Source organism: Agrobacterium sp. lyk4-40-TYG-31 (genome assembly GCF_030209855.1).
GTDB lineage: Bacteria > Pseudomonadota > Alphaproteobacteria > Rhizobiales > Rhizobiaceae > Agrobacterium > Agrobacterium vaccinii.
In genome coordinates, this window is sequence record NZ_JARVRE010000004.1 from 387,305 (window position 1) to 413,909 (window position 26,605).

Sequence of the window (26,605 nt, forward strand, 5' to 3'; positions counted from 1 at the left end):
TTTACGTCCAGCCAATCTCTGATCTTTATCGATCATGTCATGCAAGGGTGAGGTGTGATGACTGAACGTTTGAGGAAATTTATTTCATTAGAAATGAGTTTAAGCGACCCCCGCGAAGGGCAAAATCTTCGCACTTTTGCGACCAAAATGGTGTTCATTTCCATCATTCTGTCTGTGCTGGTCAGTTGCGCGGTCATCGCGGTGGCGAGCTTCTTTCACCTGTTGCCGTTGCCGCTTTTCGAAGCGCTGGGTTACAGCGTCGTCATGGCGTGGATCGTCGGCGGCATCGTTACCGGCATGCTGTGCTCCGTCATCGGGACAGCGATACGCAAGCTGCACGAGTCCCACGCGGAGTTCGAGCGGTTGAGCAGAACCGACACCCTGTCGGGGTTGGCAAACCGCCGCGCCTTCAACCAGTCCTTCGATGAAGTCGTTGACGACGCTTCGCTGGCGATTTTCGATCTCGATCGGTTCAAGCGGATAAACGATAGCTATGGCCATGCCGCCGGAGACGTTGTCATCAGACGAGCGGCGGCGGCCATTGAAGATGTGTTCGGTGATTTCCACTGCGTGGCGCGGCTTGGCGGAGAGGAGTTCGCCGTCATCGTGCGCGGCGGGTTGCGCAAGGACAGGCTGACGCTGATCGAGCTGGCCCGCATCCGCGTTTCGTGCCTGACCATCAACTATAACGGCACCCAGTTGCAGACAACGGTCTCCGTCGGTGTCGCCGATATCGAGCCGTCGCGGTCCAAACATGACACCTTCGCCATTGCTGACAAGGCGCTCTATCTCGCCAAGGCATCAGGCCGTAACTGCGTGTGTCACGAAGAAGAGCTTCCCGTTTCCCACGTCATCGAAAACCTGAAATCCAACCTGCTCGTCGCATCCTGACATCCTCAGTCAAGTGCCTGTATGAGCGCGCATTTTACCGGCATCGACTTGCATTCCCCCGCGTGATCCTTCAACTTCCAAAGCTCTGAAATTCAATTTGGAAAGATCATGCTGCGCGTTCAATCCTATCTTCCCGCTGGCACGCCCGCGGACGAACCGACCGGTTATGTCACTCTCGCCCACGACCAGAGACACCTGCGGCGCAAATTGCTGCATCTTCAGAACGACGAGATGGTGATGCTCGATCTGAAGGAAGCGGTGCTGTTTGCCCATGGCGACGTGCTGGTGGTCGAGAATGGTGATCTCGTGGAAGTCCGGGCGGCAGATGAGAAGTTGTTCGAGGTGACGGCCAAAAACACGCTGCACCTCATCGAGCTGGCTTGGCATCTTGGCAACCGGCATTTGTCGGCGCAGATCGAGGAAGGCCGCATCCTCATTCTGCGTGACCACGTTATCAGGGCCATGCTGGAAGGTCTTGGTGCAACGGTGCGGGACATCGAGGAGCCTTTCCAGCCGGCGCGGGGCGCCTATCACGCCCATGGTGGCCATGCCCATGCGCATGACCATCATCATCACAGCCACAATTAAGAGATGACAGCGGGGAACGTGGACGCGCTGCTGCGACTGCTGACATGGATGTCGCCAGCGTTTCCTCTGGGGGCGTTTTCCTATTCCGGTGGTCTGGAAAGTGCCGTGAACGACCGGCGCGTTGCCAACGCCGCCGATCTGCGGCAGTGGATTTCCGTCATCTTGGATCGTGGAACGTTTTGGAACGACGCCGTTCTCTTGTCTCAAGGATGGAACAGCCACGGGGATGCCGATGCTTTGGCGGAGCTCGTGGAACTGGCGCAGGCGCTGGCGGGTTCGGCGGAACGGTACCGCGAAACGGTGTTGCTAGGAGATGCGTTCAAGGACGCGGCGATTGCGTGGCCAAACGAGGTTTTCCAGCGCCTGCCAAGGAGCACGCCCTATCCGGTCGCGGTGGGGGCCATTGCTGCAGCCCATGGAATTGCGTTGAAGGACGCTTTGGCGGCCTATCTGCATTCATCGGTTTCGCAATTCGTGTCCGCAGGCATTCGTCTTGGTGTGGCCGGGCAGAAGGATGGCATTGCCATTTTGGCGCATCTGGAGGCAGACATTGCCGCTGTTGCTGAGAGGGCTGCGGCCTCGACGCTAGATGATCTGGGCTCGGCGACCATTCTGGCTGATACGGCGGCCATGCGGCATGAGACGATGGAAACGCGGCTGTTTCGATCATAGGCACGGCTGTGAAATAGAATGAACGAAATGCTTGGAAGGAAAATGGAATGAAATCGCGAAATGGCCCCTTGCGGGTCGGCATCGGCGGGCCTGTCGGCTCTGGCAAGACCGCGCTGACGGAAAAGCTGTGCAAGGCAATGAGCGCGGATTACTCGGTTGCGGTGGTGACCAACGACATCTATACCAAGGAAGATGCCGAAGCGCTGGTGCGGATGCAGGCGCTGCCGTCTGAGCGTATCGTGGGTGTGGAAACCGGCGGATGTCCGCACACGGCCATCCGTGAGGATGCCACGATCAACCTTCAAGCCATCGCTAGTCTCAACGAACGCTTCCCCGATCTCGACATCGTCTTCATCGAATCCGGCGGCGATAATCTGGCGGCGACCTTCTCTCCCGATCTGGCGGATATCACCATTTACGTGATTTCGGTCTGTCAGGGCGAGGAGATACCGCGCAAGGGTGGTCCCGGCATCACGCGTTCGGATATGCTGGTGATCAACAAGAAGGATCTCGCACCCTATGTCGGCGCTGATCTCGACGTCATGGATGGTGACGCGACGCGGATGCGCAAAGACATGCCCTTCATCTTCACCGACATGAAGCGCGGCGAGGGCGTGGATAGCATCGTTGGCTTTCTGAAGCAGCACGGCGGTTTGTGATATCAAACGGAGCGGTCGCGCTCCGTCTCGACCGTTTTTATAACTGCTTGAGGGCCGCGATATCGCTGACCTGAATGATCCGGCCTCGCACAATGACACCGGCATCGCGAAGGCTGGAAAAGGCGCGTGACAGCGCTTCAGGCGCAAGGCCGAGCTTGCCCGCGAGAACGCTTTTCTGGAACGGCAGCCGCAGTGAAAAGGATGTCGCGTCTCGTGGCCCCTGCGTGACAAGATAGTTGGCGACACGCTGGGGTGCGGTTTGAAGCCGATCGTTGGCCACACAGTCCATCGTCGTCAGCAGACTGCGCGAGAGCCACTGCATCAGGGTTCTGGCAATTTTTGGATCGTCCTCGACCATGGTTCTGAGGTGTTGCAGATCGAAGCGGGAGACGGTGCAGCTTTCTGCCGCCTGCGCGTGGTAGTGATAGCGATCCGCACCGAAAATCAGGCATTCGTTGAAGCTGTCGCCGGGCCCGCAAATCCTCACATCGGCCTCGCGTCCATCCTTGCTCAGACGATAGAGGCGGACATATCCGTTGAGAACGCAGTAGAGATGTTCCGCGTGGTCGTCCGCGCGAAACAGGACGCTGCGTGCGGGCACGGTGACGATGGTCGATGCCTCCATCAGCTTCGCCGCCGAGATGTCGTCTCCAGCGCCGATGAAGGGCGCATTCAAAAGGATGGTTTTCTCTTTGCTGTTCAGTTTTACCATGCCGTTCACGTCCAGCGTCATCCCCGAAAGCCTTCAGACCGGACGGATGCTTGGTCTGAGGACGATGTTCCCATGCGCGTAAGATAACAGCAGCGGTTCAGACAGACTTGATTTCGATCAAACAATGACAATTTTCGAAAGGCGTTGGCCGACACGCAAAACGCCGGGCGGTGCCCGGCGTTCTCCAAATGGTCGCGAGCTTGGCTTACTCGGCAGCAAGTGGCGGCAGGCGCAGCACATTGTTGGCATTTCCCGCTGTTTTGGAAGCGGGGCCGTTTTTCTGCTCGATGTTGGCCAAGCGCTCTTCAAGGCCTGAAAGCGCGTCCTGGTTAGTGCGTGCCACTTCCGACAGTTCCTCATTGGAAAGAACCGGGTGCTCTTCTTCCTTCTTGCCGATGAAACGACCGAAGAGATGGGCGAGAAGCCGCGACAGGTCATCCATGATAAGGAAGAAGGCTGGCACGACGATCAGGGACAAAACCGTCGAGACGATGATGCCGCCGATGACGGCGATGGCCATCGGTGCGCGGAACGAGCCACCTTCGCCGACACCCAGTGCCGATGGTAACATGCCCGCGGACATAGCAATCGAGGTCATGATGATCGGGCGGGCGCGTTTGCGGCCAGCTTCCACCATGGCGTGAACCCGTTCCAGCCCGTGTCGGCGCATTTCGATGGCGAAATCCACCAGCAGAATGGCATTCTTTGTCACGATGCCCATCAACATGAGAATGCCGATGAGGACAGGCATGGAGAGTGCGTTGTTGGTGATGATGAGCGCCACCGCCACACCGCCGATGGCCAGCGGCAGCGAGAACAGGATGGTGAAGGGCTGAATGACATCCTTGAACAGCAGGATGAGCACGACCAGCACCAGCAACAGGCCGAGAAGCATGGCGTTGGTAAAGCCGCGCTGCATTTCGCCCTGCACCTTGGCGTCACCGCTTTCCGCCAAGCGCACGGAAGCTGGCAGCTTGGCCTCGGCGACGATGCGTTTGAACTCTGCGGATGACGTATCTAGGGCCGTGCCGAAAGGCACGTCCGAGCCGATGGAAACGACGCGGTTGCGGTCATTGCGCTTGATGGAGCTCGGGCCTTCGGAATAGTCGATATCGGCGACGCTGTAGAGCGGAACGGTAGCACCCGTTGCCGTCTTGATTTTCAAGGCACGGATGGCGGCCAGATCACGGCGGACATCCAGCGAGGCCTGAACGCGGATCGGAATCTGCCGGTCATCCAGCGAAATCTTCGTCAGTTGCGCGTCGATGTCACCAATGGTGGCGACCCGCACGGTCTGCGAAATCTGCTGAGGGGTGATGCCAAGACGGGCGATCTCATCCTTACGCGGGCGAATTTGCAGTTCTGGCCGGGGCAGGGCACCTTCCGATGAGACGTTGACGAGGATCGGCGAGGCACGAAGATGCGATTCCAGAATGCCGACGGCGTTTTGCAAATCTTCTTCGTTCGAAGACAGGAAGTTGAAGCTCAGTTCGCGTTCCGCACGGTCGTTGAGCTTGATGATGCGAACGTCGGGGATGGTGTTGACGCTGGCGAAAATATCCCGCTCCACATCCCATTGAGGACGCGTTCTGCCGGTGTCTTCCACCTTCGGCAAGTGGGGGCCGATCAGCGGAATGGAGCCGAGACCGTCATTCACGAGAGTCTTCAGCAGGGAATGGTCGATATGCTGGAGAATGACGCGCACCGTCGCTCGGCGCAGTTCCAGATCGCCCTTCGGCGATGCGCCGCCGAGGATGAAGACGCTTTCGACGCCGTTGATATCCTTTACGGCCTGATAGATTTTCGATGTCGTGGCGTCGGTTTCTTCAAGCGTCGCATTGGGTGGAAGCTCGATGGAGAGTACGACGCGAGACGCATCGTCCGGCGGCAGGAAGCTGCCGGGAACGCCAGCCAGCAGGACGACGGAGCCGATTAGGAAGCCGATAGCACCCAGCAACGTCAGGTACCGCGCCCACCATTTTCTGGTCGTCGCAGTCACCATGCGCGTATAAGCCTTCATCAACCAGCCGTCATTGTCGTGATGGTCATCCACCGCATCATCCGCGCGCATGAAATAGGCGGCCATCAAAGGGGTGATGAGGCGCGCGACCATGAGCGAGAAGAACACAGAGAATGCGACGGTCAGACCGAACTGGATGAAGTATTGGCCGGGAATGCCCGGCATGAACGACACGGGCACGAAGACGGCAATGATGGTGAAGCTGGTGGCGATCACCGCAAGGCCGATTTCATCGGCAGCTTCCAGCGAGGCGCGGTAGGGCGATTTGCCCATCTTTATGTGGCGGGAGATATTCTCCACCTCCACGATAGCATCATCCACCAGAATACCCGTTGCCAACGTCAGCGCGAGGAAACTGACGAGGTTGAGTGAGAAGCCCAGCACATCCATGACCCAGAAGGTGGGGATGGCCGACAAGGGCAGGGCGACGGCAGCAATCAGGGTCGCACGCCAGTTCCGCAGGAACAGCAGGACCACTATGACGGCGAGAATGGAGCCTTCTACCAGCGTATGAAGCGCAGCCTCATAGTTTCCATATGTGAAGTAGACGGCATCATCGACCATTTCGATGGAGACGTTGGGGTGGTCTGCGCGCACCTTGTCCAGATTCTGAGCGACCGTTTCCGCAACCGAGACTTCGCTGGCACCCTTGGAGCGGAAGACAGCGAAGGTCACGCCCGGATTGCCATTGAAGCGCGAGAAGGATTTCGGCTCTTCATAGGTGTCGGTGACCGTTCCAAGTTCGGACAGTTTGACGAAGCGACCATTGGACAGCGAAATGGTGGTGTTGGAAAGCTGAGCCACATCACGGGTGTCACCCAGGGTGCGGATGGTCTGTTCGTTGCCAGCCACCTGTCCGCGACCAGAGCCGAGATCGACATTGGTGCCGCGCAGCTGGGCGTTCACATCCGACGCAGTGATGCCGTAAGCATCGAGCTTTGCCGGATTGAGCGACACGCGCACTTCGCGATCCGCACCACCGTAACGGTCGATCTTGCCGATGCCCGCCTGGCCCTGAAGCGCACGCTTGATCGTGTCATCCACGAACCAGGAGAGTTCTTCCAGTGTCATGTTCGGCGACGAGACGGCAAAGGTCTGGATCGCCTGTCCCTCGACATCGATCTTGCTGACGACGGGCTCTTCGATATCCGCAGGCAATTCGCTGCGGATCTTATCGATCGCGTCCTTGGTGTCTTGGACGGCTTCTTCCGTTGGCTTTTCGATGCGGAACAGAACGGTCGTCAGGGACTGGCCGTCGGTGACGGTGGACTGAATCTCATCGATACCGCTAATGGAGGCGACCGCGTCTTCGACTTCCTTGGTGACCTGCGCTTCAAGCTCGGAGGGCGAAGCACCGCTTTGCGTAACGGTGATCGCCACCACCGGTACGTCGATGTTGGGAAAGCGGGTGATGGGCAGATCGTAAAAGGCTTTGACGCCCAAAAATAGCAGCAGGGCAAAGCAAAGCAGCGGCGCAATCGGGTTGCGGATGGACCATGCGGAAAAGTTCATGGTGTTCCCTCAGTCAGTTCGAGGCTGCGGCGTCAGCCGGGACCGGGTTGATCGTATCACCATCGCGCACGAAGGCCCCTGCTTTCTCGACCACCACATCACCGGCGGAAATTCCGCTTTTGATTTCCACGAAACCACCATCCTGAATGCCAATTTCGACAGGCACCTGTTTGACGACACCATCTTCCACGCGCCGTGTGGTCGAACCATCTCGGCCCGAGGTGACGGCGGACAGGGGCAGGGCCAATGCGTTGGCGGAGGCGATGACCACCTCTGCGCTGCCATACATGCCGGCGCGGGCCGGGCTATCCGTCGGCAGTACGATGTGGACCGTGCCGAGACGGGTGGTGGCATCCACCGTGGGCGAAACGATCCGCACCTTGCCTTCGATCCTATTGCGGCCACCGGCCACGGTGATGATGGCCCTTTGGTCGATCTTGACTTGCTGGATATCGGTTTCCGAGAGATCGGCGACCAGTTCGATCGCATTGTCCTTGATGACGGTGAACAGCGGATTGCCGGAGCCGCTGGCAATGGCACCGACGCGCGCATTCTTGGCCGAAACGACGCCTGCAACCGGTGTCTTGACGCTGGTACGTGCCAGTTTGAGGTCGATATCCTCGATCTGCGCATCCACGACCTTGATATCCGCCTCACCCACGGTCACAGCCTGTCTGGAGGCCTGAAGGCGGGCATTGGCGACATCGGCTGCGGCAGCGGTCTGTTCGACCTGCGATACGGAGCCAGAACCGGATTTGCCGAGACGGTCGGCCCGATCACGCTGGCGCACGGCGTCATCGTAATTGGCCTGTGCCTCGATGACCTGCGCCTTGTTCTGCGCAACACCGGCTTCTGCCTTCGCCCTGTTGGCCTGAAGCTGACTTTTTTGCAGCAGCAGGCTGTCTTTAGACAATTCCGCCAGCACGGCACCGGCCTCGACCCTGTCGCCGATATCGACATTCAATTTGTCCACCGACAGGCCGTCCACCAGCGGCTGGACGTAAATTTCATCCACCGGTCTGATCGTGCCCGTGGCGATGACGCGGTCTACCAGATCGCGGGTAGCGGCCTTGCTGACGACGATGGAGGGCAGGTTTTTCCGGTCTGCTGCGGTCTGCGCACCAGCGATACCGGGCAAAACCAGAGCCGAAACCATGATGACCGCGAGCCGGGGGGCGATTGTCTTACGCTGCATGTGCCTGTCCGTTCAAATGTCGGATCGCACGTCCACCGCACATTCGTGCCCTGAATTTCATGCGACGATGAATGCAAATAGAAGTGACGAGACGTCCCTTACCTCGCAGATTTCTGCGTCCTCCACAACACACGCCGTCTCACTGGCGATGTTTATCGCAAGGTAAAAACCTAGGTCTGTCGAGGCAGAATGTAATTCGTCGCGCAGGGTAATTCAATCCGTCTAACCGATACAGCGCATATACATTTTTGAATATCGCATTATTCAGATATCAATGATGTTAGCGGGCGGAAGGCGCCCAGAACTGCGCGCCTTCCGCTCGTTATTCTACTTCAAAGCGGCGTCCGTGATTTCGGTGGTGAAAGCGCCTGTCGGCTCCTTGGTGATGACGGGATCGGAACCGCCGCCCAGAAGCGTTTTGACCGTGCGGTCGTAGTCGGCCTTATCGAGCGCGCCTGTGGAGCCTGCCGTCAGCTTGGCGACCTCCGTCATCATGCCCTTCTGGTGCGCTTCGGTCTGGGCGCCGGAGGCATCGTTTTCGAGCACGATATCGGCGGCATCATTGGGGTTCTCTTCGGCCCACTTCCAGCCCTTCATGGAGGCGCGCACGAATTTCACCATGTTCTCCTTGAACTTGGCGTCCTTCAGCTTGTCTTCCAGCACGTAAAGACCGTCTTCCAGCGTCGCGACGCCTTCATCCTCGTATTTGAAGGTGACGAGGTCGTTGGCCTTGACGCCCGCTTCCAGCACCTGCAAATATTCGTTGTAGGTCATGGTGGAAATGCAGGCCGCCTGCTTCTGCAACAGCGGATCGACGTTGAAGCCCTGTTTCAGCACGGTCACGCCATCGGCACCGCCCGTCGTTGGGATTTTCAGATGCGCCATCCATGAGAGGAACGGGTATTCGTTTCCGAAGAACCAAACGCCGAGCGTCTTGCCCTTGAAATCCGCCGGTTTGGTAATGCCGCTTTCCTTTAGGCAGGTCAGCATCATGCCGGATTTTTTGAAGGGTTGGGCGATGTTGACGAGCGGCACGCCCTTTTCACGGGTGGCAAGGGCAGACGGCAGCCAGTCGACGACGACATCTGCGCCGCCGCCTGCCAGAACCTGTGCCGGGGCAATGTCCGGGCCGCCGGGCTTGATCTCGACATCGAGGCCTTCGGCTTCATAAAAGCCCTTGTCCTTGGCAACGTAATAACCGGCGAACTGGGCCTGCGTGACCCATTTCAGCTGAAGCGTGACTTTTTCGGCGGCTTGTGCGCCAAACGCCGTCATCAGCGTTGCCCCGGCCAGAAGCATAGATGCAAGTCTGTTTTTCATCGCTGTTCCCTTTTTTCGTTGTTTACGTACGCCCACTGCGGACGGACGGATGCCAGAAGGTAACGGCGCGCTCTGCAAGCGCCACCAAACCGTAAAAACCCGAGCCTGCGATGGCCGCCACGGCAATCTCGGCCCAGACCATATCCACATTACTCCGGCCCATTTCGGCGGAGATGCGAAACCCCATGCCCACGATGGGCGTGCCGAAGAACTCCGCCACGATGGCACCGATCAGCGCCAGCGTGGAATTGATTTTCAAGGCGTTGAAAATGAACGGCCATGCCGCGGGCAGGCGCAGCTTGACCAGCGTCTGCCACCAACTGGCGGCATAGGTGTGCATCAGGTCACGCTCCATGTGGCTGGAGGCCGATAGCCCCTGCACCGTGTTCACCAGCATGGGGAAGAAGGTCATGATGACGACGACGGCAACCTTGGACTGCCAGTCGAAGCCGAACCACATGACCATGATGGGCGCGATGCCGACAACCGGAAGCGCCGAGACGAAGTTTCCGATGGGGAGAAGCCCGCGTTGCAGGAAGGGCGAACGGTCGATGATGATGGCAACGGCAAAGCCGAGACCGCAGCCCAGCACATATCCGGTCAGCACCGCTTTCAAAAACGTCTGCCGGAAATCCGCCCAGAGAATGGGGACGGAGTTGATGAGCCGTAGGAAGATGGTGCTTGGCGCGGGCAGTAGGATGGAGGGAATGGCAAAGCCGCGCACCACGCCTTCCCACAGCACGATGATGGCAGCGCCGAAGATGAGCGGGATGGCGATGCTGCTGGCGCGTTTTGCGCTGGGTGTTTGGAAATGCTGGCGCACCAACCATTCGTTCAACGCCCAGGCGGCAAACCAGAACAGCACCGCGCCGATGACCCAGCCGGGATTGCTCATGGCCGCTCTCCCATTCTCTTCAAGACTGCTGTGTGAGCGATGCCGACGATTGACACCAAAATGGCCGCAACCGCGGCAGCCATGAACAGCGCTGCCCAGATTTGTACCGTCTGGCCGTAATAGGAGCCAGACAGCAGTCTTGCGCCAAGGCCCGCGACCGCACCGGTCGGCAACTCACCGACGATGGCTCCGACCAGCGAGATGGCGATTGCGATTTTCAGTGAGGTGAAGAGATAGGGCAGGGCCGATGGCCAGCGCAGCTTCCAGAAGATTTGCGATGGTGCGGCGTGATAGGTGTGCATCAAATCCAGCTGAATGCTCTCAGGGCTGCGCAGCCCCTTCACCATGCCCACAACGATGGGGAAGAAGCTGAGATAGGTCGAAATCAGCGCCTTCGGCAGCAGGCCGGAAATGCCCATGGAATTCAACACAACGATAATCATCGGTGCCACTGCAATGATGGGTATCGTCTGGCTGGCAATGATCCATGGCATGACCGAGCGATCCATTGCGCGGTTATGGACGATGGCCACCGCCAGCAGAATGCCAAGCGCCGTGCCGATGGCAAAGCCGAGCAGCGTCGCCGAAAGCGTGATGCCCGCATGGTAGACGAGGCTGCGCTTGGAGGTGATGGCCTTGTTGACGGTCGTATCCCAGAGTTCCGCGATGATCTGGTGCGGGGCGGGTAGAACAGGGCGCTCCTGCGCGAAGGTTTGCGGCAGAAGTTCAGAGAAAGTCAGTTGCTGGCCTGCTCTGGCGGCCTGGTCACGCGCGAAGGGCAGGTTTAGATAGACGACGGCAATGTGCCAGATCACGAGAATGGCGAGGAGGATGGTGAGAACGGGCAGGATACGGTGACGGAGGGCGGTCATGGGTGGTCACCTGTTCCGTCGTGGCCGTGGCTACCCCCTCTGTCCTGCCGGACATCTCCCCCTCAAGGGGGGAGATCGACTCGCAGCGATCTTTCGGCCAACTTAAGGGCTGAGCAAAGAGCGACGTGGGTGAGGGCTTCCGATCTCCCCCCTTGAGGGGGAGATGCCCGGCAGGGCAGAGGGGGGTAGCCACACGCGCAAAGGACAACGGCTCACCCCTCATAACTATGCCCCGCCTTCAACCCCTCACGCACCCGATGGGCAATCTCCAGAAACTCTGGCGTCTCGCGTATCTCCAGCGGCCTGTCAGTGGGCAAAGTCGACTCGATGATGTCAGTCACCCGACCCGGACGCGGCGACATGACGACGATTTTGGTGGAGAGATAGACGGCTTCGGGAATGGAATGCGTCACGAAGCAGATTGTTTTGCCCGTCGTGCTCCACAGTTTCAGAAGCTGCTCGTTGAGATGATCGCGGACGATTTCGTCCAGCGCGCCGAAGGGCTCGTCCATCAGCAGAAGGTCGGCATCGAAAGCGAGCGCGCGGGCGATGGAGGCGCGCTGCTGCATGCCACCGGACAGTTGCCAGGGGAATTTCTTGGCAAAGCCGCTGAGGTTGACCAGATCGAGCGTGCGTTCGATCCGCGCTTGCTGCTCTGCCTTTGTGTAGCCCATGATTTCAAGCGGAAGTGCGATGTTCTTTTCGATGGTGCGCCACGGGTAGAGCGCTGCCGCCTGAAACACGTAACCGTAGGACCGGTCCTTGCGCGCGTTTTCCGGCGTCGTGCCGTTGACGGTGATCTCGCCCGACGTGTGCTTTTCCAGATCGGCGATGACGCGCAGAAACGTCGTCTTGCCGCAGCCGGAAGGCCCGATGAAGGAAACGAACTCGCCCTTCTTGACCTCCAGATCGACGTTGGAAAGCGCATGCACCGGACCGTCCCCGGTTTCAAAGGTCAGGCCGAGATTGCGTGCCGACACAACGACGAAACGGCTATCTATTTTCTCAATTTCTGCGGCTTTCAAAATCATTGTTTCCTGTCGTTATCGCAAAGGCTTATCTGTAGCCCGGCTTTTCTGGGCTTGCCTGTAGAATATCATTGCTCCAGCTAGGCCTCCTGGAAGGAGTAAAAAGAAACGCCTAATGTACAGCCATATGTTTTCTGACGAGGATCTGAAACTTTCACCTGGGTCTGGTAAGAGTTGGTAAAGAACATATGTCGTCATAACCGCCATTAGGAAGCCGAGGGCGAGATAATTCGTGACTGTCGTTCGGATAAACCTAGAAGAAACGTGAAGTACCACCGCTGGAATAAGCGTGGAGGGTAAACCGAAGAGCAAAAGCAAGGCGAACCTCCCTAACAGAATCAGTGGGTTAAAATCAGCTAGTTTGGGATCATCCGTGACGACGTAAATTTGCATGACAAGCAAGACCGCCAGAGTACCCACCGTTATCGCAACCAAATATGTTGCGATGAACTGGCCGATGGCATTCAGTATTTGCTTAGTCACGTTGAGGTGCCTTCCTCGCTTCAAAAATCACGCATGTCTTCCGTTGTAGATATTCTTCGCTGGTTGGTTTGCAGTCTCTTTTGAAGAAACAATTCTTAATTTCGGACTTCGGTCATCATCACACTCCGCTCGCCGGAATGCCCGTGCGCTCCACCTTGCGGGGTGCGACGAGTTCTTTCCAGGTAGACAGCGCTTTGCTCACCGCAGGGAATGGCTCGCGTGCCACGAACTGCCCGTGGCCTTCACGCGTCTTCACCGTGCCTTCTTTGATTGCCACGACACCGCGAGAGAGCGTGAAGCGCGGCAGGCCCTTTACCGTCTGGCCTTCGAAGACGTTGTAATCAATGGCGGATTGCTGGTTTTTGGAGGTTATTGTCTTTTCGAGTGTGGGGTCCCAGACGACGATATCGGCATCGCTACCGACGAGGATCGCACCCTTTTTCGGGTAGAGGTTCAAGATCTTGGCGATATTGGTGGAGGTGACGGCGACGAATTCGTTCATCGTCAGGCGGCCCGTCGTCACGCCATGGGTCCACAGTAGCGGCATCCGGTCTTCAAGCCCGCCGGTGCCGTTGGGTATCTTAGTGAAGTCACCGACGCCATTGCGTTTTTGTTCCGTAGTAAAGGCGCAATGGTCGGTTGCGACGCATTGCAGAGAGCCTGCGGCTAGCCCTGCCCAGAGGCTGTCCTGATGCTGCTTGTTTCTGAACGGCGGCGACATGACGCGGCGGGCGGCGTGGTCCCAATCGGGGTTGGCATATTCGCTCTCATCGAGGATCAGATGCTGGATCAGCGGTTCGCCATAGACCCGCATGCCGTTCTGTCGCGCCCGGCGGATGGCCTCATGCGCCTGTTCGCAGGAGGTGTGGACGACATAAAGCGGTGCGCCCGCCATGTCCGCAATGATGATGGCGCGGTTGGTGGCTTCGCCTTCGACCGAGGCGGGGCGGGAATAGGCGTGGGCTTCCGGCCCGTTATTGCCCTCTGCCAGCAATTTGGCTTGCATCTGCGCGACGATATCGCCGTTTTCCGCATGCACCATCGGCAGCGCGCCGAGTTCGGCGCAGCGGGAAAAGGAGGCGAACATCTCGTCGTCATTCACCATCAGTGCGCCCTTATAGGCCATGAAGTGTTTGAAGCTGTTGATGCCTTTTTCCTGGACAATCGTCTTCATGTCATCGAAGACCTGCTCGCCCCACCATGTGACGGCCATGTGGAAAGAATAATCGCAAGTGGCGCGGGTCGCCTTGTTGTCCCAGCGGTTCAGCGCATCCAGAAGCGACTGGCCGGGCTCCGGCAGGCAGAAATCAACCACCATCGTTGTGCCGCCGCTCAAGGCCGCGCGGGTGCCACTCTCAAAATCATCCGCGGAATAGGTGCCCATGAAGGGCATTTCCAGATGCACATGCGGATCGATCCCACCGGGCATGACGTAGCAGCCCGTCGCATCCAGAACGGTGCCGCCGGACAGGTTTTGGCCGATCTCGATGATCACCCCGCCATCGATTTTGATATCGGCTTTGTAGGTCAGGTCGGCGGTGACGATGGTGCCGTTTTTGATGATGGTCGTCATTCCACTATCTCCGCAGTTTCCAGCACGGCGTGCAGCAACACGTTGCAGCCAGCAGCGGCCCATTCGGGCGAAATGTCCTCGGCTTCGTTGTGGGATAAGCCGTCCACGCAGGGGCAGAAGATCATGGTGGAGGGGGCGACCCGGGCTGTCCAGCAGGCGTCGTGGCCCGCGCCGGAGATGATGTCCATGTGGCTGTAACCCAGTTTTTCCGCCGCATCCCGCACACGCCCGACCAGAACGGGATCGAAGGTGACGGGGTCGAAATGGCCGATGGCTTCGATGGTGCAGCCGACGCCGAGTTGTTCAGCGATGAGCGGCACTTCGCGCTCAAAGATGGCGCGCATGGCGTCCAGCTTTTCCTGCGAAGGCGTGCGCAGGTCGATCGTGAAGACCACCTTGCCGGGCAGGACGTTGCGAGAGTTGGGGGTAAAGATCATCTGGCCAACGCCGGCGACCGCGCCCGGCTGGTGGGCCATCGCAACCTCTTGCACTTTTTCCAGAATGCGGGCGGCGGCGAGGCCTGCATTGACGCGCATGGCCATCGGCGTCGAGCCGGTGTGGGCGTCTTTGCCTGTCAACGTCACCTCCAGCCACCAGAGGCCCTGGCAGTGAGTGACGACGCCGATCTGTTTGTTTTGCGCCTCGAGGATTGGGCCCTGTTCGATGTGATATTCGAAATAGGCGTGCATCTTGCGCGCACCCACCTCTTCATCGCCCAGCCAGCCGATCCGTTTCAGCTCCTCGCCATAGGTCTTGCCGGCAGTGTCGGTGCGGCTGTAGGCGTAGTCGAGATCGTGGATGCCTGCGAACACGCCGGATGCCAGCATGGCAGGGGCAAAGCGCGCGCCCTCTTCATTGGCCCAGTTTGTAACAACGATTGGGTGTTTGGTCTGGATGTCTAGATCGTTGAGGCTTCTGACGACCTCAAGCCCGGCCAGCACGCCCAAGACGCCATCGAACTTGCCGCCGGTGGGCTGGGTATCGAGATGGCTGCCGATATAGACGGGCAGGGCATCGGCGTCCGTGCCGGGGCGGGTGGCGAGCATGGTGCCCATGGCATCGACACCGATGGTCATGCCTGCGGCCTCGCACCATTTTTTGAAAAGGTCGCGGCCTTGCGCATCCTCATCCGTCAGTGTCTGGCGGTTGTTGCCGCCAGCAATGCCGGGGCCGATTTTCGCCATGACCATCAGGCTGTCCCACAAGCGGTTGCCATTGATGGTCAGATTTTTCGCGGGTGTTTCCGGCATGCCAGTCTTTTCCTCACCTGTTTCGATAGTCATGATGCAAGGGGCGTGCCGATCCATCGGCCGGGCGGCGAATTGCTTGCAGGAAACGGACGGTCGATTATTTGACCGGCTGGTAAACATTGTGAATTTAGGCTTTGACCTCTAGAAGAAACCGGGGGAATTATGCTGTGTAAAGCAGTATTTGCCGGACACGCTTATATATCAGACTATTTTTTGCCCAGATCGATCTACCAATTGCATTCAAAACAGTCAGAGACCTTTCATGCCCATACCCAGAGCGGCGAAAACGCAAAAACGGACCCGTATTCAGGAAGAAAAAGAAGAGACCATTCTTGAAGCGGCGCTCGATGTTTTCTCGGTGAACGGATTTCGTGGCACGACGATCGACCAGATTGCCGAGGTCGCGGGCATGTCGAAGCCGAACGTGCTGTATTATTTCCGCACCAAGGAGGCGATGCACCGGGCGCTGATCGAGCGTGTGCTCGATACGTGGCTCGATCCCCTGCGCGCCTTCGATGCGGGTGGTGATCCGCATTCGGAAATCCGCTCTTATCTGCGCCGTAAGCTGGAGATGGCACGGGACTATCCGCGTGAAAGTCGCCTTTTCGCCAATGAGGTTCTGCAAGGCGCGCCGCATGTCGAGGATGAGTTGAAGGGACCGCTGAAGCGTCTGGTAGACGAAAAGGCGGATGTCATTCGTGCGTGGATCAAGGCCGGACGCATGACGGCCTGCGATCCTTACCATCTGATTTTCTCGATATGGGCAACGACGCAGCACTATGCGGATTTCGATGTGCAGGTGAGGGCCGTGCTGGGCGCAAATGCGGGTGATGGGCGTTTTGAGGATGCCGCGCGGTTTCTGGAACAGCTTTTCATGGGAGGGCTGGGGATCGTTTCCACACCTAATCAAAAAACATGATACGAATTATCAAGTTTATACTTTACACTAAAACTCATCTTTATTATCGTGGCACCAACCTGATCGCACAGGTAATGGTTTTCAACGATAAGGTGAGGCATGGCGCGCAAGGAAAAGAAGAAGGCGGAGCGAAACGGCAAGCAGGGCAACGCACCGCAGCAGGCAGCGCAATCCGTCGTCCAACAAGCGCCTCCCGGGCCTAAAAGCTTTCTTTACGTGGGCGGCCGTGACTGTCAGGTTGCGCATCTTCGCCAGATAGCCAGCAATTTTGACGCCGAACTCATCCATCACGATGGCGGTTTGCGCGAAGCAGTATCCCGCATCGATACGCTGCTTCCCTCGGTGGACTGCGTGTTCTGCCCCATTGACTGTATCAGCCATGATGCGTGTTTGAGGGTAAAGTCCGGCTGCAAGAAGTTCGGTAAGACCTTCATTCCGCTGCGCAATGGCAGCAAATCCAGCCTGGAGCGGGCGCTTCAGACGATGAACGATCGCGCTGCCGCCAATTGAGATGTTACTGGCGTGCCGCTTTGAAAAAGGCGGCGACTGCCACGGTAACCCAGCCGAGTATCATGCCAAGGCCGCCCATGGGCGCGGCCATCGGGAAGGCACCGCTGTCGGTAAAATGGCGTGAGACGAGGTCTCCGGCAAAAAACACGGTTCCGAGACCAAGTAGAATGGCTGCCGGTGCTGCGGTTTTGATGCGCTCCCAGCCGACATAGAGGCCGAGAAGAATGGGCGCATGGGCAAGGCACATGGTGGATGCATTGCCCAGCAATTGCGTTGCGCCGGTGTGCGTTGCCGCCGCCGCCAGCGCCACGCCGCTGGCACCCAGAAGGCCGGAGAGAAAAAGGCTCGTCGGGCGCAGCCAGCTCATGCTCATGATGCAGTCTCTTCCTGATTTTGCATGTGGAATGCGAGCCGTTCTATCGGTGCCCAGATGATCTCGCGAAGCTTCGGATTTTCGATGGTTTCATCCATTGCGCGGCGGAAACACAGCAGCCACTCGTCTCGCTCCGCAGCGCCGATGGGTGCCACGAAATGCCGTCGCCGCAGCATGGGATGGCCGTATTTTTCGACATAAACCGGCGGTCCACCGAGGTAGCCGAGCAGATAATCGGTAAATTTGCTTTCGCTGCCGGAAAGGTCTGGTGGATGGATGGCGCGGCAGCGGGCGGCTTCGGGCAACGTATCCATCAATGCGTAGAAACGCTTCGTCAGTGCGCGGACGGTTGTCTCGCCGCCAATGGCTTCATAAAGCGTGATGGTTTCGTCCGACACCGGGTGTAGCCTCCGTTTCCCGTCGGTTTTGCCGCTTCACGGCCAAAAGCGCAACAGCAAAGGACAGGTGCGGCAATTCGCTTCGCCGCACCTCGCAGTTTTCTCAACCGAAGTTGCGGATGAGATCGAGCCCCTTGTTCAGCAGGGCATCGGCATCGTCTTCATTGGCGGCTTCCACATAGCACCGCATTTCCGGCGCATTGCCTGATGGGCGGAAGTGGATGGTGTCGCCGTTTGTGAGTGTGACTCGCAGGCCATCGATATCGCTGGTCTCTTTGACCGCGCCCACCGGCGCAAGAAAGCTTTCGAGGTTCGTGCGGGAGGAACGCAGATGCTCCATCAGGGCTGCACTTTTCTCCTGCGCAAAGTCTTGTAAACGGTCGGCGGCGGCCACCGGAAGTTTGTAAGCAGCGGCGATTTCCGAGAGTGGCTTTTTCTGTTCGGCGACGAGTTTTAAAGCCGCGAGCAGAGGCAGGAAGCAATCGCGGGTCGGCAGAGCTGAGACCGTCTTGCCATTCAGCGTGAAAGGCGAGGCTGTCAGAAATCCGCCATTGGCCTCGAAGCCGATCACGCCCTTACTGCCTTTTGACAGAGCCTCTTCCATGCCTGCGATTACGAAGGGTGAACCGACCTTGGTGCGCAGAACCTTGAACTCACCGCTGTCTTCAATGCCGGAATTGGAGGTGACGGGCGTGACCACGACATCCGCCTTTAAGAAGTTTGCGGTGATGAGGCCGAGCAGATCGCCACGCAGGGGATCACCATGCTCATCCGCCAGCAAAGGCCTGTCGCCGTCACCATCGGCGGAGATGATCGCATCGAGCTTATGTTCGGCAGACCATGCCTTGAGCTTCTCAAGGGTATCAGCAGAGACGGCTTCCGTATCGACGGGAATGAATGTCTCAGAACGACCAAGCGGGAGCACATCTGCGCCGTAGTGCTTCAGGACGTCTACGAAGAGGTCGCGGGCAACTGTGCTGTGCTGGTAGACGCCGATTTTGAGGCCTGACAGGGACTTCTCCGGCAACAGAGAAGCGTTGCGTTCGAAGAAGAAAGCATTGGCCTTTTCTGCGTGGTTCTCAGCAGTCGCCGATGCCAGCGAGATGTTTTCAGTCTCGACCGTCTTGGCAAGATCGGCAATCGCCGTTTCGTCCTGTTTGTCGATCTCGCCATCCGGGCGGTAAAATTTGATGCCGTTGCGATCTGCGGGGATGTGCGATCCGGTTATCATCAGCGCCGCAGCCTTGAGGGATAAGCTATAAAGCGCCAAGGCCGGCGTCGGCAGCGCGCCGCAATCGATAGGTTTCAGGCCTGCTGCTGCCAGAGCATCGATGCACGTCTCAGCAATGGCCGGGCTTGAGTCTCTGAAATCCTGTCCGATCAAAATGGGATCGCCTGCTTTTGCCTGTCCCGAAGCCAGAAGATGTCGTGCGAAGGCAGTGGCGTATATAGCGGATGCCATGCCCTTCAAATCCTGCGAAAGTCCGCGAAGACCGCTCGTTCCAAACTTCAGGCTCATGAGAATTTCTTCCTTATTCCAGGTCGTTTAAAGATATATCGATCGAACCGATCAGAAATATAACGCAAAAAATGCGGCATTGATCCCACTTGATATCAGCCAGCGGTTGGTAGCGAGTTTACAATGACCTCTCAAGTTTTGACAGCCGAGGCCCATTGGCACTATATCGGACAAGGGCCGCAACCGGCATGACGGGTGGAGAAAAGACGCTATGGACACTGTATCGATCGACAATCGCGGCGATTTTGGATTGTGGGCAATCGAGCGCGCCAAGGCGATCATTTCAGCCGAGGGATCGGACCTCGCCATCGCCTCGCGTGATGGCGACGAAGCTGCTATTCGCGAAGCGGCGAACAATCTGGGTGCGGTGATTTCGGCAGCATTGCTGGAAGTTTATGACGGTCTCGTGCCGGAGGAGTGATCCTCCCGGTTCAGCCCAGCATAGCGAAGTGCGATGAAAGCCGTGAGGCACGCAACGGCGAAAGCGTTGAGGTTGAACAACTTGGCAAGATCGGCATCGCTCCAGATATGCAGAGCGTCGCCGACCATGTAGCGCGTCCAGAGAAAGCCTGCGAAGACCACGCCTGTCATTCCTATTTGCCAAAAACGTTCGCTTCGCCGGAACGATAGCGCCACGAGCATGATGCAGGCCGCAAAGAAAAGTTCGGTACCGGAGCCGGTGCCGAACAGCTTGGTTTCGAAGATCGTGTCGATGGTCCCGATCAGCGGCAATGCCACGCGCGCGGCCAGTGCCGAGCGGCCCGCGATAAGCGGAATGGCCAGGAAAAACAGCATGGAGACGACGCTGATCAGTGACGCCTGAACACCTGTTCCGACCATCCACCAGATGGTCAGGGGATAGAAAGGCTTGTTGAGAATAATCACCCAGGCCACGGTCAATGTCGCCGCCGTCAAGGGATCGCGCTTTCCATCCTCCGCCATGGCTTTACGATTTCGCTGGCGTCAGAAGGTAATGGCCAACGCCCCAGACAGTGCCCTTGTCGTGACCGAAAAGACCGGCGGTGGCGAGGAAAAACAGCCGCCAGCGACGACGCCACAGGTTTGCGTCCTTGCCATAGACACGTTGTAGAATAGGGGTGATCTTGGCCGATTCCCGATCGAAATTTGCAAGCCAGTCCATCGCCGTGCGGCGGTAATGGTCACCCGACCAGCGCCATTCAGCCTCGACATTGTAGATGTCCTCGAAGCGATGCGGTAGGTCGAGCGCTGGCATGATGCCGCCGGTGAAGAAGTGGTGCGCGATCCAATCTGCCGGGTTGCTCTGATCGAAACGATAGGAGCGATCCTTGTGATTGAACACATGGATGAACAGCTTGCCATCTTCCTTCAGCCAGCTGCGCGTGCGCGCAAACAGCGCGCGCCAGTTGGACATATGCTCGAACATCTCAACCGAAACGATGCGGTCGTAGGTGCCTGACGGCCCAAAATCGTTCATGTCGGCGGTAATGACGGTCAGGTTCTGCGCGCCCTGAAGCTCAGCCCTCTCCATGATATAGGCCCGCTGCGATGCGGAGTTTGAGACAGAGGTCACGCGAGAGTTCGGAAACTGGCGGGCAAGATAGAGCGACAGCGAACCCCAGCCGCAACCCAGTTCCAGAATGTCCATTCCATCATGGATATCGGCGTGCTTGACGGTTTCCGCCAAGGCGGCGGTTTCGGCACCATCGAGTGTGGTCGTGGCACTCGGATAATAGCAGCAGGAATACTTTCGCTGCGCGCCCAGCACCAAAGCAAAAAATTCTGCTGGTACTTCGTAGTGCTGACGGTTGGCCTCATCGGTGTGAGTCGCGACAGGGAAGCTCCCCATGTCGCGAACGAAGGCAAGCTCTTCGTCATGCGGCACTTTTTCCAGCTTGCGCTTGGTTCTGTTGCACAGGAAATCGATGCCGGTCAGCGTGAGGCTGTCCGAGAGCGGTGCTTTTTCTGCTGCGTTGATTGCAAAAGCCAGCATGTTCATTTTGTTAGACCTCCTCTTTTCTTGGACCTGGGAAAAATGCGTTGACGCGGCGCTGCAACGAGCGGAATTTCTCACCACGAGAGCGCAGCATGTGTTCCTCCAGCGGCGGAATGCCTGATGCGTGGACCAGCAGCCAGTACATCAACGCCGGGGCAAGCAGTGCTGCCCAGCCAGCGGGCGATGACCCCGTCAATGCCAGCAGTGGCCATGCGCACCAGAACAGCCATTCGAAGAAGTAATTGGGGTGACGCGAATAGCGCCATAGGCCTTCCTCGCAGACCTCTGTGCGGGCTTCCGGTTTCTTGCGAAAATGCGCGAGCTGCCAGTCGGAGATGGCCTCGCCCGCCAGTGCAATCAAAGCAATGACGACACCTGCGATATCAAGAATGGTTGGGAAGGGCGCACTGTTGGAGGCCGCGACATAAATTGCCAGAACCAGAATGAAACCGGCCAGCGCTTGAATTTGAAGAAACTGGAACAGGCCGCGGCTGGCATTTGTGCCCCATTCCTCCACCAGTTTTGCGTAACGCGGGTCTTCTCCTCCGCCTTTGGTGCGCGAGCCGATATGGCTGCCAAGCCTGATGGACCAGACGGCAATAATGAGGAAAGTCGCAACCCGCCGTTCAAACATACCACTGGCAAAGCCGATAGCAACGAGACCGCCAAGCCCAATCGCAAAGGACCAGATCGTATCGATCCAGCCGCTTGCACCGGTTTTTCGCTGTATTGCCCACGCCGCAGCCATCGCAAGGCTGAGGAAGATGGCAAGGAAGATCAACAGGCCATAATTCATCGCTGTCACATTCACCCGTACGTTGTTCTGCTTTCAGGAGACTACGGTTCTCAGAACAGATCGGTTTCATCAGGTAGAGAAAAAAGCCGACGAAGAGTTTCTTTGTGATCCAATGAAACCTTTCCACCGTTCTAATCTTCAACAACCGGGCTGGGCTAATGTCTCGGTGGAGGAGATACTGATGAAAACGGCATTCAAATACGCAGTCTGCATTCTTGCCCTGTCGGCTGGCGCCGCTTCTGCCGCCGATATCAGCGGCCAGTGGGCCCGCGGTGACGGAAACGCCAAGGTCCAGATCAGCCCCTGCGGCTCGGATATCTGTGCCACGAACACGTGGATCAAGCCCGGCACGCCCAAGGAAAAGACCGGCGACAAGTTGGTGATGAGCATCAAGCCAACATCGGATGGCGAATATGCCGGAACGGCCTTTGACCCCCAGCGCGACCTGACCTACAAGCTGACCGTTTCCGTCAAGGGTGACACCATGACCACGAAGGGTTGCGTTCTGGCAGGGATCGTCTGCAAGGGCGTCAACTGGTCACGTATCAAGTCCTGATCGCAAACTTTAAAGGTACCCAATGAAGAAGCGCGCCGTTGCCTATATCTCGACACTGATCGTCTTCGTCGCGATTGACTTCGTATGGTTGAGCGTCATGGCCAATGTGCTTTACAGGCCAGCGCTCGGCGACATGCTAGCCACCGAATTTCGGCTTGTACCCGCCATCCTGTTCTACCTCATGTATGCGGCTGGCCTGACGTTCTTCGCCGTGCGCCCCGGTTTGGTGACCGCAAAGTTCGGCACGTCGTTTCTTTATGGTGGTCTTCTGGGTTTTATGGCCTACGGCACCTACGATCTGACCAATCAGGCAACGCTTGCAAACTGGTCTACGACCTTAACCGTTGCCGATCTGATCTGGGGCTCGACGCTTTCGGCAGTTTCCGCAGTCGCGGGTCACTGGATCACGGAAAAACTAAATGGGCGTATCGCCCGTTAAAGGACCCGGTTGTCCGCGTCATGCGTCTCCAGACGACCGGGTCTCGATATCTTGAGTATCTCGCATCACCGCCCCATCAGGCGGTTCTTACATTATTTCAGGTTCATCATGGCGTCTCACTTCATTCCCGTGTTTGGTATTCTCGCAGCAATCATGCTTGGGGGAAGTGCTTTGGCCTCTGAAAAATCGGCAAGCTCAGTCGTTACCGGAGAGATAAAAATCGACGTTGGCGGCTTCAAGATGAACAGTGTGCTGCTGCCTGCGAAAAAAGGTGCTAGCCTGCCCCCCATCGTCTTCATTCACGGCGCAAGCACCAGCCTCTATGATCCGATGTACGCTTTTCGCGACAAGCTGGAAGGCAAGGCCACGCTTCTGTTTGTCGACAGGCCCGGGCACGGACGCTCGGATGTCGGCCCAAAGGCCAATGTTCGACCAGATGCACAGGCAGACGCTATTGCCGTTCTGATGAAGAAGAGGGGTATCAGAAAAGCTATCATCGTCGGCCACTCCTTCGGTGGCGCCATAACGGCTGCATTTGCTGTCCGCCACAAGGACATGGTGGAAGGCCTGGTGTTTCTGTCACCTGCGCTCTACCCATGGCCGGGCGGCGTATCATGGTATTATGATGCAGCCCGCACGCCCGTTGCCGGGGTGTTGTTCAGCACGCTGATTGCGCCTGCCGCCGGTGCGCTCGTCATCGATGGGGCGGTGAAATCCGTGTTCACGCCAAACCCGAGACCAGCGGATTACATCTCCAAAACACGGGCCTATCAGGCGTTACGCCCTGTCGCCTTCCGCCACAATGCGCAGGAAGTGGGTGGCCTGAATGCGTGGGCAAAGACGGCGTCTGCCAGTTTTCGTGATATAAAAGCGCCAACGGTGATCATTGCTGGTGACGCCGACAACGTCGTTTCCACCGAGATTCATTCACGCCACCTTGCGCGGGACGTGAAGGGTGCTGAACTCATCGTCGTGCACAATCTCGGCCACAAATCGGATTACGTCGCGAGCGATCTGGCGATCGCGGCCATCGAGAAAATCTCCGGTAAGAAGCGCAACCTGAAATCCATCGCGAAAACGCTGGAAGCCAAGATTGCCAACGACGGCAAATAAAGAATGGGCTGACCGGTTCGGAACCGACCAGCCCATTGTGTTTTCGGTTTACATCGCAGGCAAAACGGCGATGGCTCGCACGGGTGTCTCAACGCCGGTGATATCGCCAGCCTTGGTGGCCTTGCCCGTTTCCAGATCAACCGTGTAAAGCGCCTTATCAGCGGCAAGCCATGCCGTGTTCTTGCCCTCTGCTGTCGTCTGAATATCGAAGGCATAGGTCGCTGGCTTGCCATCGATGCCGAGTTTCCCGATGGACTTCAGCGTCCCGTCATTCGGCTTCGTCTGCTGCACCAGCGCGCCAATCGTGGCGTCGATGTTGTACATCGCCGTCTTTTCAGGCTTGCCGTAGGAATTGGTATAGGCGGCAGCCACGATGTTGGGTGTCTCGCCCTTGTGCATATCAGCATCTTCGAAGGCCAGCACGCCATCGACCGTGACGGCACCCGTATCGGGATGAACGCGGTGGTTGGTGGTGCCGGTCATGTAGCGGAGGCGGTCCGCCATCGGGTTGAAATCAACGACAACAGGGGCCTGCGTCATTGTCAGCGGCTTGTCCATCTTCGCCACTTCGGTGGCGGCACCCGTTTCGAGGTTGATCGACACGATGGTGTTGTCAGGCGTTACGCCGATGACGGCTTTGTTGCCCGGACGAAAATCGATGCCGACCAGCTTGTCAACCCCTGTGACGTCCATGGTCTTGGTCACGGCAGGCTTTTCGGTGTCGAACATGACGAGTGTCTTTTCGCCCGTCAGGCCCAGTACGGGCGCAGCAGAGGCGAAGGTTGCCGTCGTTGCGAGCAGGGCGGAAGCAATCGTTGCAGTGCGAAGGATGGTCATATCTTTCTCCCGTTTTCTATCCGTTTAAAGAGGTGGCCAGCAGACCGCTGTTCATCGCTCTCAAAGGGTAGACACATGGGGAAGGCGGTTTGGATGCAGGTGGGTAAATTTTTTTTTGATTTGCATCCATGCATGGTTTTCATGTGTATGTTTCTCATATGAAAACTACGCCCGGGAGAGGCCCTTTGGACGTCAGGCAGACAGTGGCAGACGATTTTAGCGCAGCGCTCAAGGCTTGCGCCAAGGGTGATCGAAATGGTCTGCGACTGATTTTCGACACGGAGGCCGGGCGCCTGATCACTGTAGCCGAGCGTATCGTGCGGCGGCGCGATCTGGCTGAAGAGGTGGTGCAAGAGGCTTTCATCCGCATCTGGAAGAACGCGCATCAATATGCGCCAGAGCGCGGATCGGCCCGCGGCTGGATTTATGCCATCGTTCGTAACCGTGCGCTGAACATGCTGCGCGATGGAAAACGCGAGGATCTGGTTACCGATGACCACCTCGACACCTTGCAGGAAGCCCACCATGTCGAGCATATCATGACATCCTGGCACCGGCTGGATCAGGACAGCAGGCTGCGCGACTGTCTGTCGACGCTGGATGAAACCAGACGGCGCGGCATTCTGATGGCCTATGTTGGCGGCTATACCCACGGCGAAATAGCCGGGCGGCTGAAAATACCGCTGGGTACCACCAAGTCGTGGATCAGGCGCGGCCTCTCTTCTCTGCGGGAGTGCATGGCATGACATTTCCCCGCGAAGACCTCGACCGCATTGCCGATGAATATGTGCTTGGCCTGCTGGATGACGATGACATCAGCCGCGTCGAAGCGCAGATGGAGCATAGCGCCGATCTGCGCCGCGCCATCGCCGCCAGCCGCGAGCGTTTCCTGCCGCTCGATACCTCCGCTGAGGCCGTTGCCCCGAGTGCATCCCTATGGCAACGCATCGATGACGGGTTAAGCGCCGCGCCTGCGCCTGTCAGCGCCACGGTTCGCTCGTCCGCCACCAACGACAACACAGCCTTCCCATGGAAACGCACCGCCATCACATCGCTCGCGGCGTCCCTGCTGCTCACGGTGGGTCTCGGCTGGTCGCTCATGCGCCAGGTGGACCCGGTCGTCATTGCCATTCTGCTCAACGATGCTGGCGAGCCGCAGGCCATCGTCGAGGATTTCAGCAACGAACACGCCAGCGTCCTTCTGCTCGCAGATTTTACGGTGCCCGAAGGCAAGACCATGCAGGTCTGGACGCTGCCGAACCGCGACACGGGGCCGGTATCCCTCGGCCTCCTCAACGAGCACCGCTCCGCCAGCCTCGCTACCCCACGGCTTCCCAAGCCCACGGATGAGCAACTCTACGAAATCACTCTGGAACAATCAGGCGGATCGCCGACAGGACGTCCCACCGGGCCGATACTGGTGAAGGGCTACGCGAAAGCGCCTCGGTGACGGGAGGTATCTGGAAATGGCGCACCATCGCGCGTGAAAACGCGAACCTT

27 protein-coding genes and 1 pseudogene are annotated in these 26,605 nt (G+C 58.0%); 12 read left to right on the forward strand and 16 right to left on the reverse strand.

Annotation, left to right across the window (positions count from 1 at the left end; translation table 11 throughout):
• The first annotated feature begins 147 nt into the window (after positions 1 to 147).
• The 4 genes from QRN55_RS07130 (at position 148) to ureG (ending at position 2,810) form a co-directional block, all read left to right on the forward strand.
• A complete protein-coding gene (locus QRN55_RS07130; RefSeq protein ID WP_233121767.1) occupies positions 148 to 891 on the forward strand; it encodes a GGDEF domain-containing protein in 744 nt (247 codons plus the stop codon).
• A gap of 108 nt (positions 892 to 999) precedes the next feature.
• Positions 1,000 to 1,479 (forward strand): urease accessory protein UreE, encoded by a 480-nt coding sequence (gene ureE / locus QRN55_RS07135; RefSeq protein ID WP_284775986.1) that lies wholly within the window; start codon positions 1,000 to 1,002, stop codon positions 1,477 to 1,479.
• A 3-nt stretch (positions 1,480 to 1,482) separates the two neighbouring features.
• Entirely contained in the window at positions 1,483 to 2,151 is a 669-nt protein-coding gene (locus QRN55_RS07140) for an urease accessory protein UreF (protein WP_284775987.1), read from the forward strand.
• A 47-nt stretch (positions 2,152 to 2,198) separates the two neighbouring features.
• On the forward strand, positions 2,199 to 2,810 hold the full coding sequence (gene ureG / locus QRN55_RS07145) for an urease accessory protein UreG (RefSeq protein ID WP_284775988.1): 612 nt from the start codon (positions 2,199 to 2,201) through the stop codon (positions 2,808 to 2,810).
• Positions 2,811 to 2,847: 37 nt separating this feature from the next.
• Here the strand turns inward: ureG and QRN55_RS07150 are convergent, their stop codons facing one another.
• The 9 genes from QRN55_RS07150 to QRN55_RS07190 form a co-directional block, all read right to left on the reverse strand.
• Positions 2,848 to 3,537, reverse strand: coding sequence for a Crp/Fnr family transcriptional regulator (locus tag QRN55_RS07150; protein WP_284776611.1), 690 nt, complete (start codon positions 3,535 to 3,537; stop codon positions 2,848 to 2,850).
• A gap of 190 nt (positions 3,538 to 3,727) precedes the next feature.
• Positions 3,728 to 7,054, reverse strand: coding sequence for an efflux RND transporter permease subunit (locus QRN55_RS07155; RefSeq protein ID WP_284775990.1), 3,327 nt, complete (start codon positions 7,052 to 7,054; stop codon positions 3,728 to 3,730).
• Positions 7,055 to 7,067: 13 nt separating this feature from the next.
• Positions 7,068 to 8,249: an efflux RND transporter periplasmic adaptor subunit gene (locus tag QRN55_RS07160; protein WP_502871300.1), complete on the reverse strand. Its 1,182-nt coding sequence runs from the start codon at positions 8,247 to 8,249 to the stop codon at positions 7,068 to 7,070.
• Between the two features lie 327 nt (positions 8,250 to 8,576).
• Positions 8,577 to 9,569, reverse strand: a complete 993-nt coding sequence (locus tag QRN55_RS07165; protein WP_284775992.1) for an ABC transporter substrate-binding protein — start codon at positions 9,567 to 9,569, stop codon at positions 8,577 to 8,579.
• 22 nt (positions 9,570 to 9,591) lie between these two features.
• Positions 9,592 to 10,464: an ABC transporter permease gene (locus QRN55_RS07170; RefSeq protein ID WP_284775994.1), complete on the reverse strand. Its 873-nt coding sequence runs from the start codon at positions 10,462 to 10,464 to the stop codon at positions 9,592 to 9,594.
• The gene (locus QRN55_RS07175) at positions 10,461 to 11,336 is read right to left on the reverse strand and encodes an ABC transporter permease (RefSeq protein WP_284775995.1); all 876 of its coding nucleotides are present in this window, start codon (positions 11,334 to 11,336) and stop codon (positions 10,461 to 10,463) included. Before QRN55_RS07175 ends, QRN55_RS07170 begins: the two co-directional genes overlap by 4 nt.
• A gap of 212 nt (positions 11,337 to 11,548) precedes the next feature.
• Positions 11,549 to 12,361: an ABC transporter ATP-binding protein gene (locus QRN55_RS07180; protein ID WP_502871301.1), complete on the reverse strand. Its 813-nt coding sequence runs from the start codon at positions 12,359 to 12,361 to the stop codon at positions 11,549 to 11,551.
• 604 nt (positions 12,362 to 12,965) lie between these two features.
• Complete coding sequence (gene hydA, locus QRN55_RS07185) at positions 12,966 to 14,420, reverse strand: dihydropyrimidinase (RefSeq protein ID WP_284775997.1); 1,455 nt, start codon at positions 14,418 to 14,420, stop codon at positions 12,966 to 12,968.
• Complete coding sequence (locus QRN55_RS07190; RefSeq protein ID WP_284775999.1) at positions 14,417 to 15,670, reverse strand: Zn-dependent hydrolase; 1,254 nt, start codon at positions 15,668 to 15,670, stop codon at positions 14,417 to 14,419. Before QRN55_RS07190 ends, hydA begins: the two co-directional genes overlap by 4 nt.
• A 262-nt stretch (positions 15,671 to 15,932) precedes the next feature.
• Here QRN55_RS07190 and QRN55_RS07195 point away from each other — a divergent pair, with 262 nt between their 5' ends.
• Positions 15,933 to 16,589 carry a TetR family transcriptional regulator C-terminal domain-containing protein gene (locus QRN55_RS07195; protein ID WP_284776001.1) on the forward strand — a complete coding sequence of 219 codons (657 nt, stop codon included), beginning with the start codon at positions 15,933 to 15,935 and terminating at the stop codon, positions 16,587 to 16,589.
• Between the two features lie 201 nt (positions 16,590 to 16,790).
• Positions 16,791 to 17,099, forward strand: a pseudogene (locus QRN55_RS07200) (DUF2325 domain-containing protein); the annotation flags it as partial.
• Between the two features lie 4 nt (positions 17,100 to 17,103).
• On the opposite strand, the gene QRN55_RS07205 reads toward QRN55_RS07200, so the two are convergent.
• The 3 genes from QRN55_RS07205 to QRN55_RS07215 all read right to left on the reverse strand — a co-directional run bounded on the left by QRN55_RS07205 (position 17,104) and on the right by QRN55_RS07215 (position 19,389).
• Positions 17,104 to 17,472, reverse strand: a complete 369-nt coding sequence (locus QRN55_RS07205; protein ID WP_284776005.1) for a DUF423 domain-containing protein — start codon at positions 17,470 to 17,472, stop codon at positions 17,104 to 17,106.
• Complete coding sequence (locus QRN55_RS07210; RefSeq protein ID WP_112498491.1) at positions 17,469 to 17,870, reverse strand: group II truncated hemoglobin; 402 nt, start codon at positions 17,868 to 17,870, stop codon at positions 17,469 to 17,471. Before QRN55_RS07210 ends, QRN55_RS07205 begins: the two co-directional genes overlap by 4 nt.
• Before the next feature lie 103 nt (positions 17,871 to 17,973).
• On the reverse strand, positions 17,974 to 19,389 hold the full coding sequence (locus QRN55_RS07215) for a phosphomannomutase (protein WP_284776007.1): 1,416 nt from the start codon (positions 19,387 to 19,389) through the stop codon (positions 17,974 to 17,976).
• A gap of 211 nt (positions 19,390 to 19,600) precedes the next feature.
• Between QRN55_RS07215 and QRN55_RS07220 the strand changes: the two genes are divergently transcribed.
• Positions 19,601 to 19,810 (forward strand): hypothetical protein, encoded by a 210-nt coding sequence (locus tag QRN55_RS07220; protein ID WP_111837719.1) that lies wholly within the window; start codon positions 19,601 to 19,603, stop codon positions 19,808 to 19,810.
• On the opposite strand, the gene QRN55_RS07225 is transcribed toward QRN55_RS07220, so the two are convergent.
• The 3 genes from QRN55_RS07225 to QRN55_RS07235 are packed head-to-tail and all read right to left on the reverse strand — an operon-like array spanning position 19,783 to position 22,160.
• Complete coding sequence (locus QRN55_RS07225) at positions 19,783 to 20,331, reverse strand: hypothetical protein (protein ID WP_284776010.1); 549 nt, start codon at positions 20,329 to 20,331, stop codon at positions 19,783 to 19,785. The genes QRN55_RS07220 and QRN55_RS07225 overlap by 28 nt on opposite strands.
• Positions 20,332 to 20,335: 4 nt before the next feature.
• On the reverse strand, positions 20,336 to 21,367 hold the full coding sequence (locus tag QRN55_RS07230) for an SAM-dependent methyltransferase (protein WP_233135096.1): 1,032 nt from the start codon (positions 21,365 to 21,367) through the stop codon (positions 20,336 to 20,338).
• A 4-nt stretch (positions 21,368 to 21,371) separates the two neighbouring features.
• Complete coding sequence (locus tag QRN55_RS07235) at positions 21,372 to 22,160, reverse strand: DUF1295 domain-containing protein (protein WP_284776614.1); 789 nt, start codon at positions 22,158 to 22,160, stop codon at positions 21,372 to 21,374.
• A gap of 181 nt (positions 22,161 to 22,341) precedes the next feature.
• On the opposite strand from QRN55_RS07235, the gene QRN55_RS07240 reads away from it, so the two are divergent.
• From QRN55_RS07240 to QRN55_RS07250, 3 genes are all read left to right on the forward strand, one after another.
• Positions 22,342 to 22,716, forward strand: coding sequence for a DUF2147 domain-containing protein (locus tag QRN55_RS07240; RefSeq protein WP_284776013.1), 375 nt, complete (start codon positions 22,342 to 22,344; stop codon positions 22,714 to 22,716).
• A 22-nt stretch (positions 22,717 to 22,738) separates the two neighbouring features.
• A complete protein-coding gene (locus QRN55_RS07245) occupies positions 22,739 to 23,155 on the forward strand; it encodes a DUF2177 family protein (protein ID WP_284776016.1) in 417 nt (138 codons plus the stop codon).
• 108 nt (positions 23,156 to 23,263) lie between these two features.
• Positions 23,264 to 24,268 carry an alpha/beta fold hydrolase gene (locus QRN55_RS07250; protein WP_284776017.1) on the forward strand — a complete coding sequence of 335 codons (1,005 nt, stop codon included), beginning with the start codon at positions 23,264 to 23,266 and terminating at the stop codon, positions 24,266 to 24,268.
• Between the two features lie 48 nt (positions 24,269 to 24,316).
• Here the strand turns inward: QRN55_RS07250 and QRN55_RS07255 are convergent, their stop codons facing one another.
• Positions 24,317 to 25,105, reverse strand: coding sequence for a DUF4394 domain-containing protein (locus QRN55_RS07255; RefSeq protein WP_284776019.1), 789 nt, complete (start codon positions 25,103 to 25,105; stop codon positions 24,317 to 24,319).
• Positions 25,106 to 25,290: 185 nt separating this feature from the next.
• On the opposite strand from QRN55_RS07255, the gene QRN55_RS07260 reads away from it, so the two are divergent.
• The gene (locus QRN55_RS07260; protein ID WP_233121742.1) at positions 25,291 to 25,851 is read left to right on the forward strand and encodes a sigma-70 family RNA polymerase sigma factor; all 561 of its coding nucleotides are present in this window, start codon (positions 25,291 to 25,293) and stop codon (positions 25,849 to 25,851) included.
• A complete protein-coding gene (locus tag QRN55_RS07265; protein ID WP_284776021.1) occupies positions 25,848 to 26,555 on the forward strand; it encodes an anti-sigma factor in 708 nt (235 codons plus the stop codon). Before QRN55_RS07260 ends, QRN55_RS07265 begins: the two co-directional genes overlap by 4 nt.
• The last annotated feature ends 50 nt before the right edge of the window (positions 26,556 to 26,605 follow it).

What these genes read in the sequence shown, in the direction of transcription:
- QRN55_RS07130 (WP_233121767.1), top strand. Translation starts at nt 148, where the DNA reads ATGGTGTTCATTTCCATCATTCTGTCTGTGCTGGTCAGTTGCGCGGTC.
- ureE (WP_284775986.1), top strand. Translation starts at nt 1,000, where the DNA reads ATGCTGCGCGTTCAATCCTATCTTCCCGCTGGCACGCCCGCGGACGAA.
- QRN55_RS07140 (WP_284775987.1), top strand. Translation starts at nt 1,483, where the DNA reads ATGACAGCGGGGAACGTGGACGCGCTGCTGCGACTGCTGACATGGATG.
- ureG (WP_284775988.1), top strand. Translation starts at nt 2,199, where the DNA reads ATGAAATCGCGAAATGGCCCCTTGCGGGTCGGCATCGGCGGGCCTGTC.
- QRN55_RS07155 (WP_284775990.1), bottom strand. Translation starts at nt 7,054, where the DNA reads ATGAACTTTTCCGCATGGTCCATCCGCAACCCGATTGCGCCGCTGCTT.
- QRN55_RS07160 (WP_502871300.1), bottom strand. Translation starts at nt 8,249, where the DNA reads ATGCAGCGTAAGACAATCGCCCCCCGGCTCGCGGTCATCATGGTTTCG.
- QRN55_RS07165 (WP_284775992.1), bottom strand. Translation starts at nt 9,569, where the DNA reads ATGAAAAACAGACTTGCATCTATGCTTCTGGCCGGGGCAACGCTGATG.
- QRN55_RS07170 (WP_284775994.1), bottom strand. Translation starts at nt 10,464, where the DNA reads ATGAGCAATCCCGGCTGGGTCATCGGCGCGGTGCTGTTCTGGTTTGCC.
- QRN55_RS07175 (WP_284775995.1), bottom strand. Translation starts at nt 11,336, where the DNA reads ATGACCGCCCTCCGTCACCGTATCCTGCCCGTTCTCACCATCCTCCTC.
- hydA (WP_284775997.1), bottom strand. Translation starts at nt 14,420, where the DNA reads ATGACGACCATCATCAAAAACGGCACCATCGTCACCGCCGACCTGACC.
- QRN55_RS07190 (WP_284775999.1), bottom strand. Translation starts at nt 15,670, where the DNA reads ATGCCGGAAACACCCGCGAAAAATCTGACCATCAATGGCAACCGCTTG.
- QRN55_RS07195 (WP_284776001.1), top strand. Translation starts at nt 15,933, where the DNA reads ATGCCCATACCCAGAGCGGCGAAAACGCAAAAACGGACCCGTATTCAG.
- QRN55_RS07205 (WP_284776005.1), bottom strand. Translation starts at nt 17,472, where the DNA reads ATGAGCATGAGCTGGCTGCGCCCGACGAGCCTTTTTCTCTCCGGCCTT.
- QRN55_RS07215 (WP_284776007.1), bottom strand. Translation starts at nt 19,389, where the DNA reads ATGAGCCTGAAGTTTGGAACGAGCGGTCTTCGCGGACTTTCGCAGGAT.
- QRN55_RS07220 (WP_111837719.1), top strand. Translation starts at nt 19,601, where the DNA reads ATGGACACTGTATCGATCGACAATCGCGGCGATTTTGGATTGTGGGCA.
- QRN55_RS07225 (WP_284776010.1), bottom strand. Translation starts at nt 20,331, where the DNA reads ATGGCGGAGGATGGAAAGCGCGATCCCTTGACGGCGGCGACATTGACC.
- QRN55_RS07230 (WP_233135096.1), bottom strand. Translation starts at nt 21,367, where the DNA reads ATGAACATGCTGGCTTTTGCAATCAACGCAGCAGAAAAAGCACCGCTC.
- QRN55_RS07235 (WP_284776614.1), bottom strand. Translation starts at nt 22,160, where the DNA reads ATGAATTATGGCCTGTTGATCTTCCTTGCCATCTTCCTCAGCCTTGCG.
- QRN55_RS07240 (WP_284776013.1), top strand. Translation starts at nt 22,342, where the DNA reads ATGAAAACGGCATTCAAATACGCAGTCTGCATTCTTGCCCTGTCGGCT.
- QRN55_RS07245 (WP_284776016.1), top strand. Translation starts at nt 22,739, where the DNA reads ATGAAGAAGCGCGCCGTTGCCTATATCTCGACACTGATCGTCTTCGTC.
- QRN55_RS07250 (WP_284776017.1), top strand. Translation starts at nt 23,264, where the DNA reads ATGGCGTCTCACTTCATTCCCGTGTTTGGTATTCTCGCAGCAATCATG.
- QRN55_RS07255 (WP_284776019.1), bottom strand. Translation starts at nt 25,105, where the DNA reads ATGACCATCCTTCGCACTGCAACGATTGCTTCCGCCCTGCTCGCAACG.
- QRN55_RS07265 (WP_284776021.1), top strand. Translation starts at nt 25,848, where the DNA reads ATGACATTTCCCCGCGAAGACCTCGACCGCATTGCCGATGAATATGTG.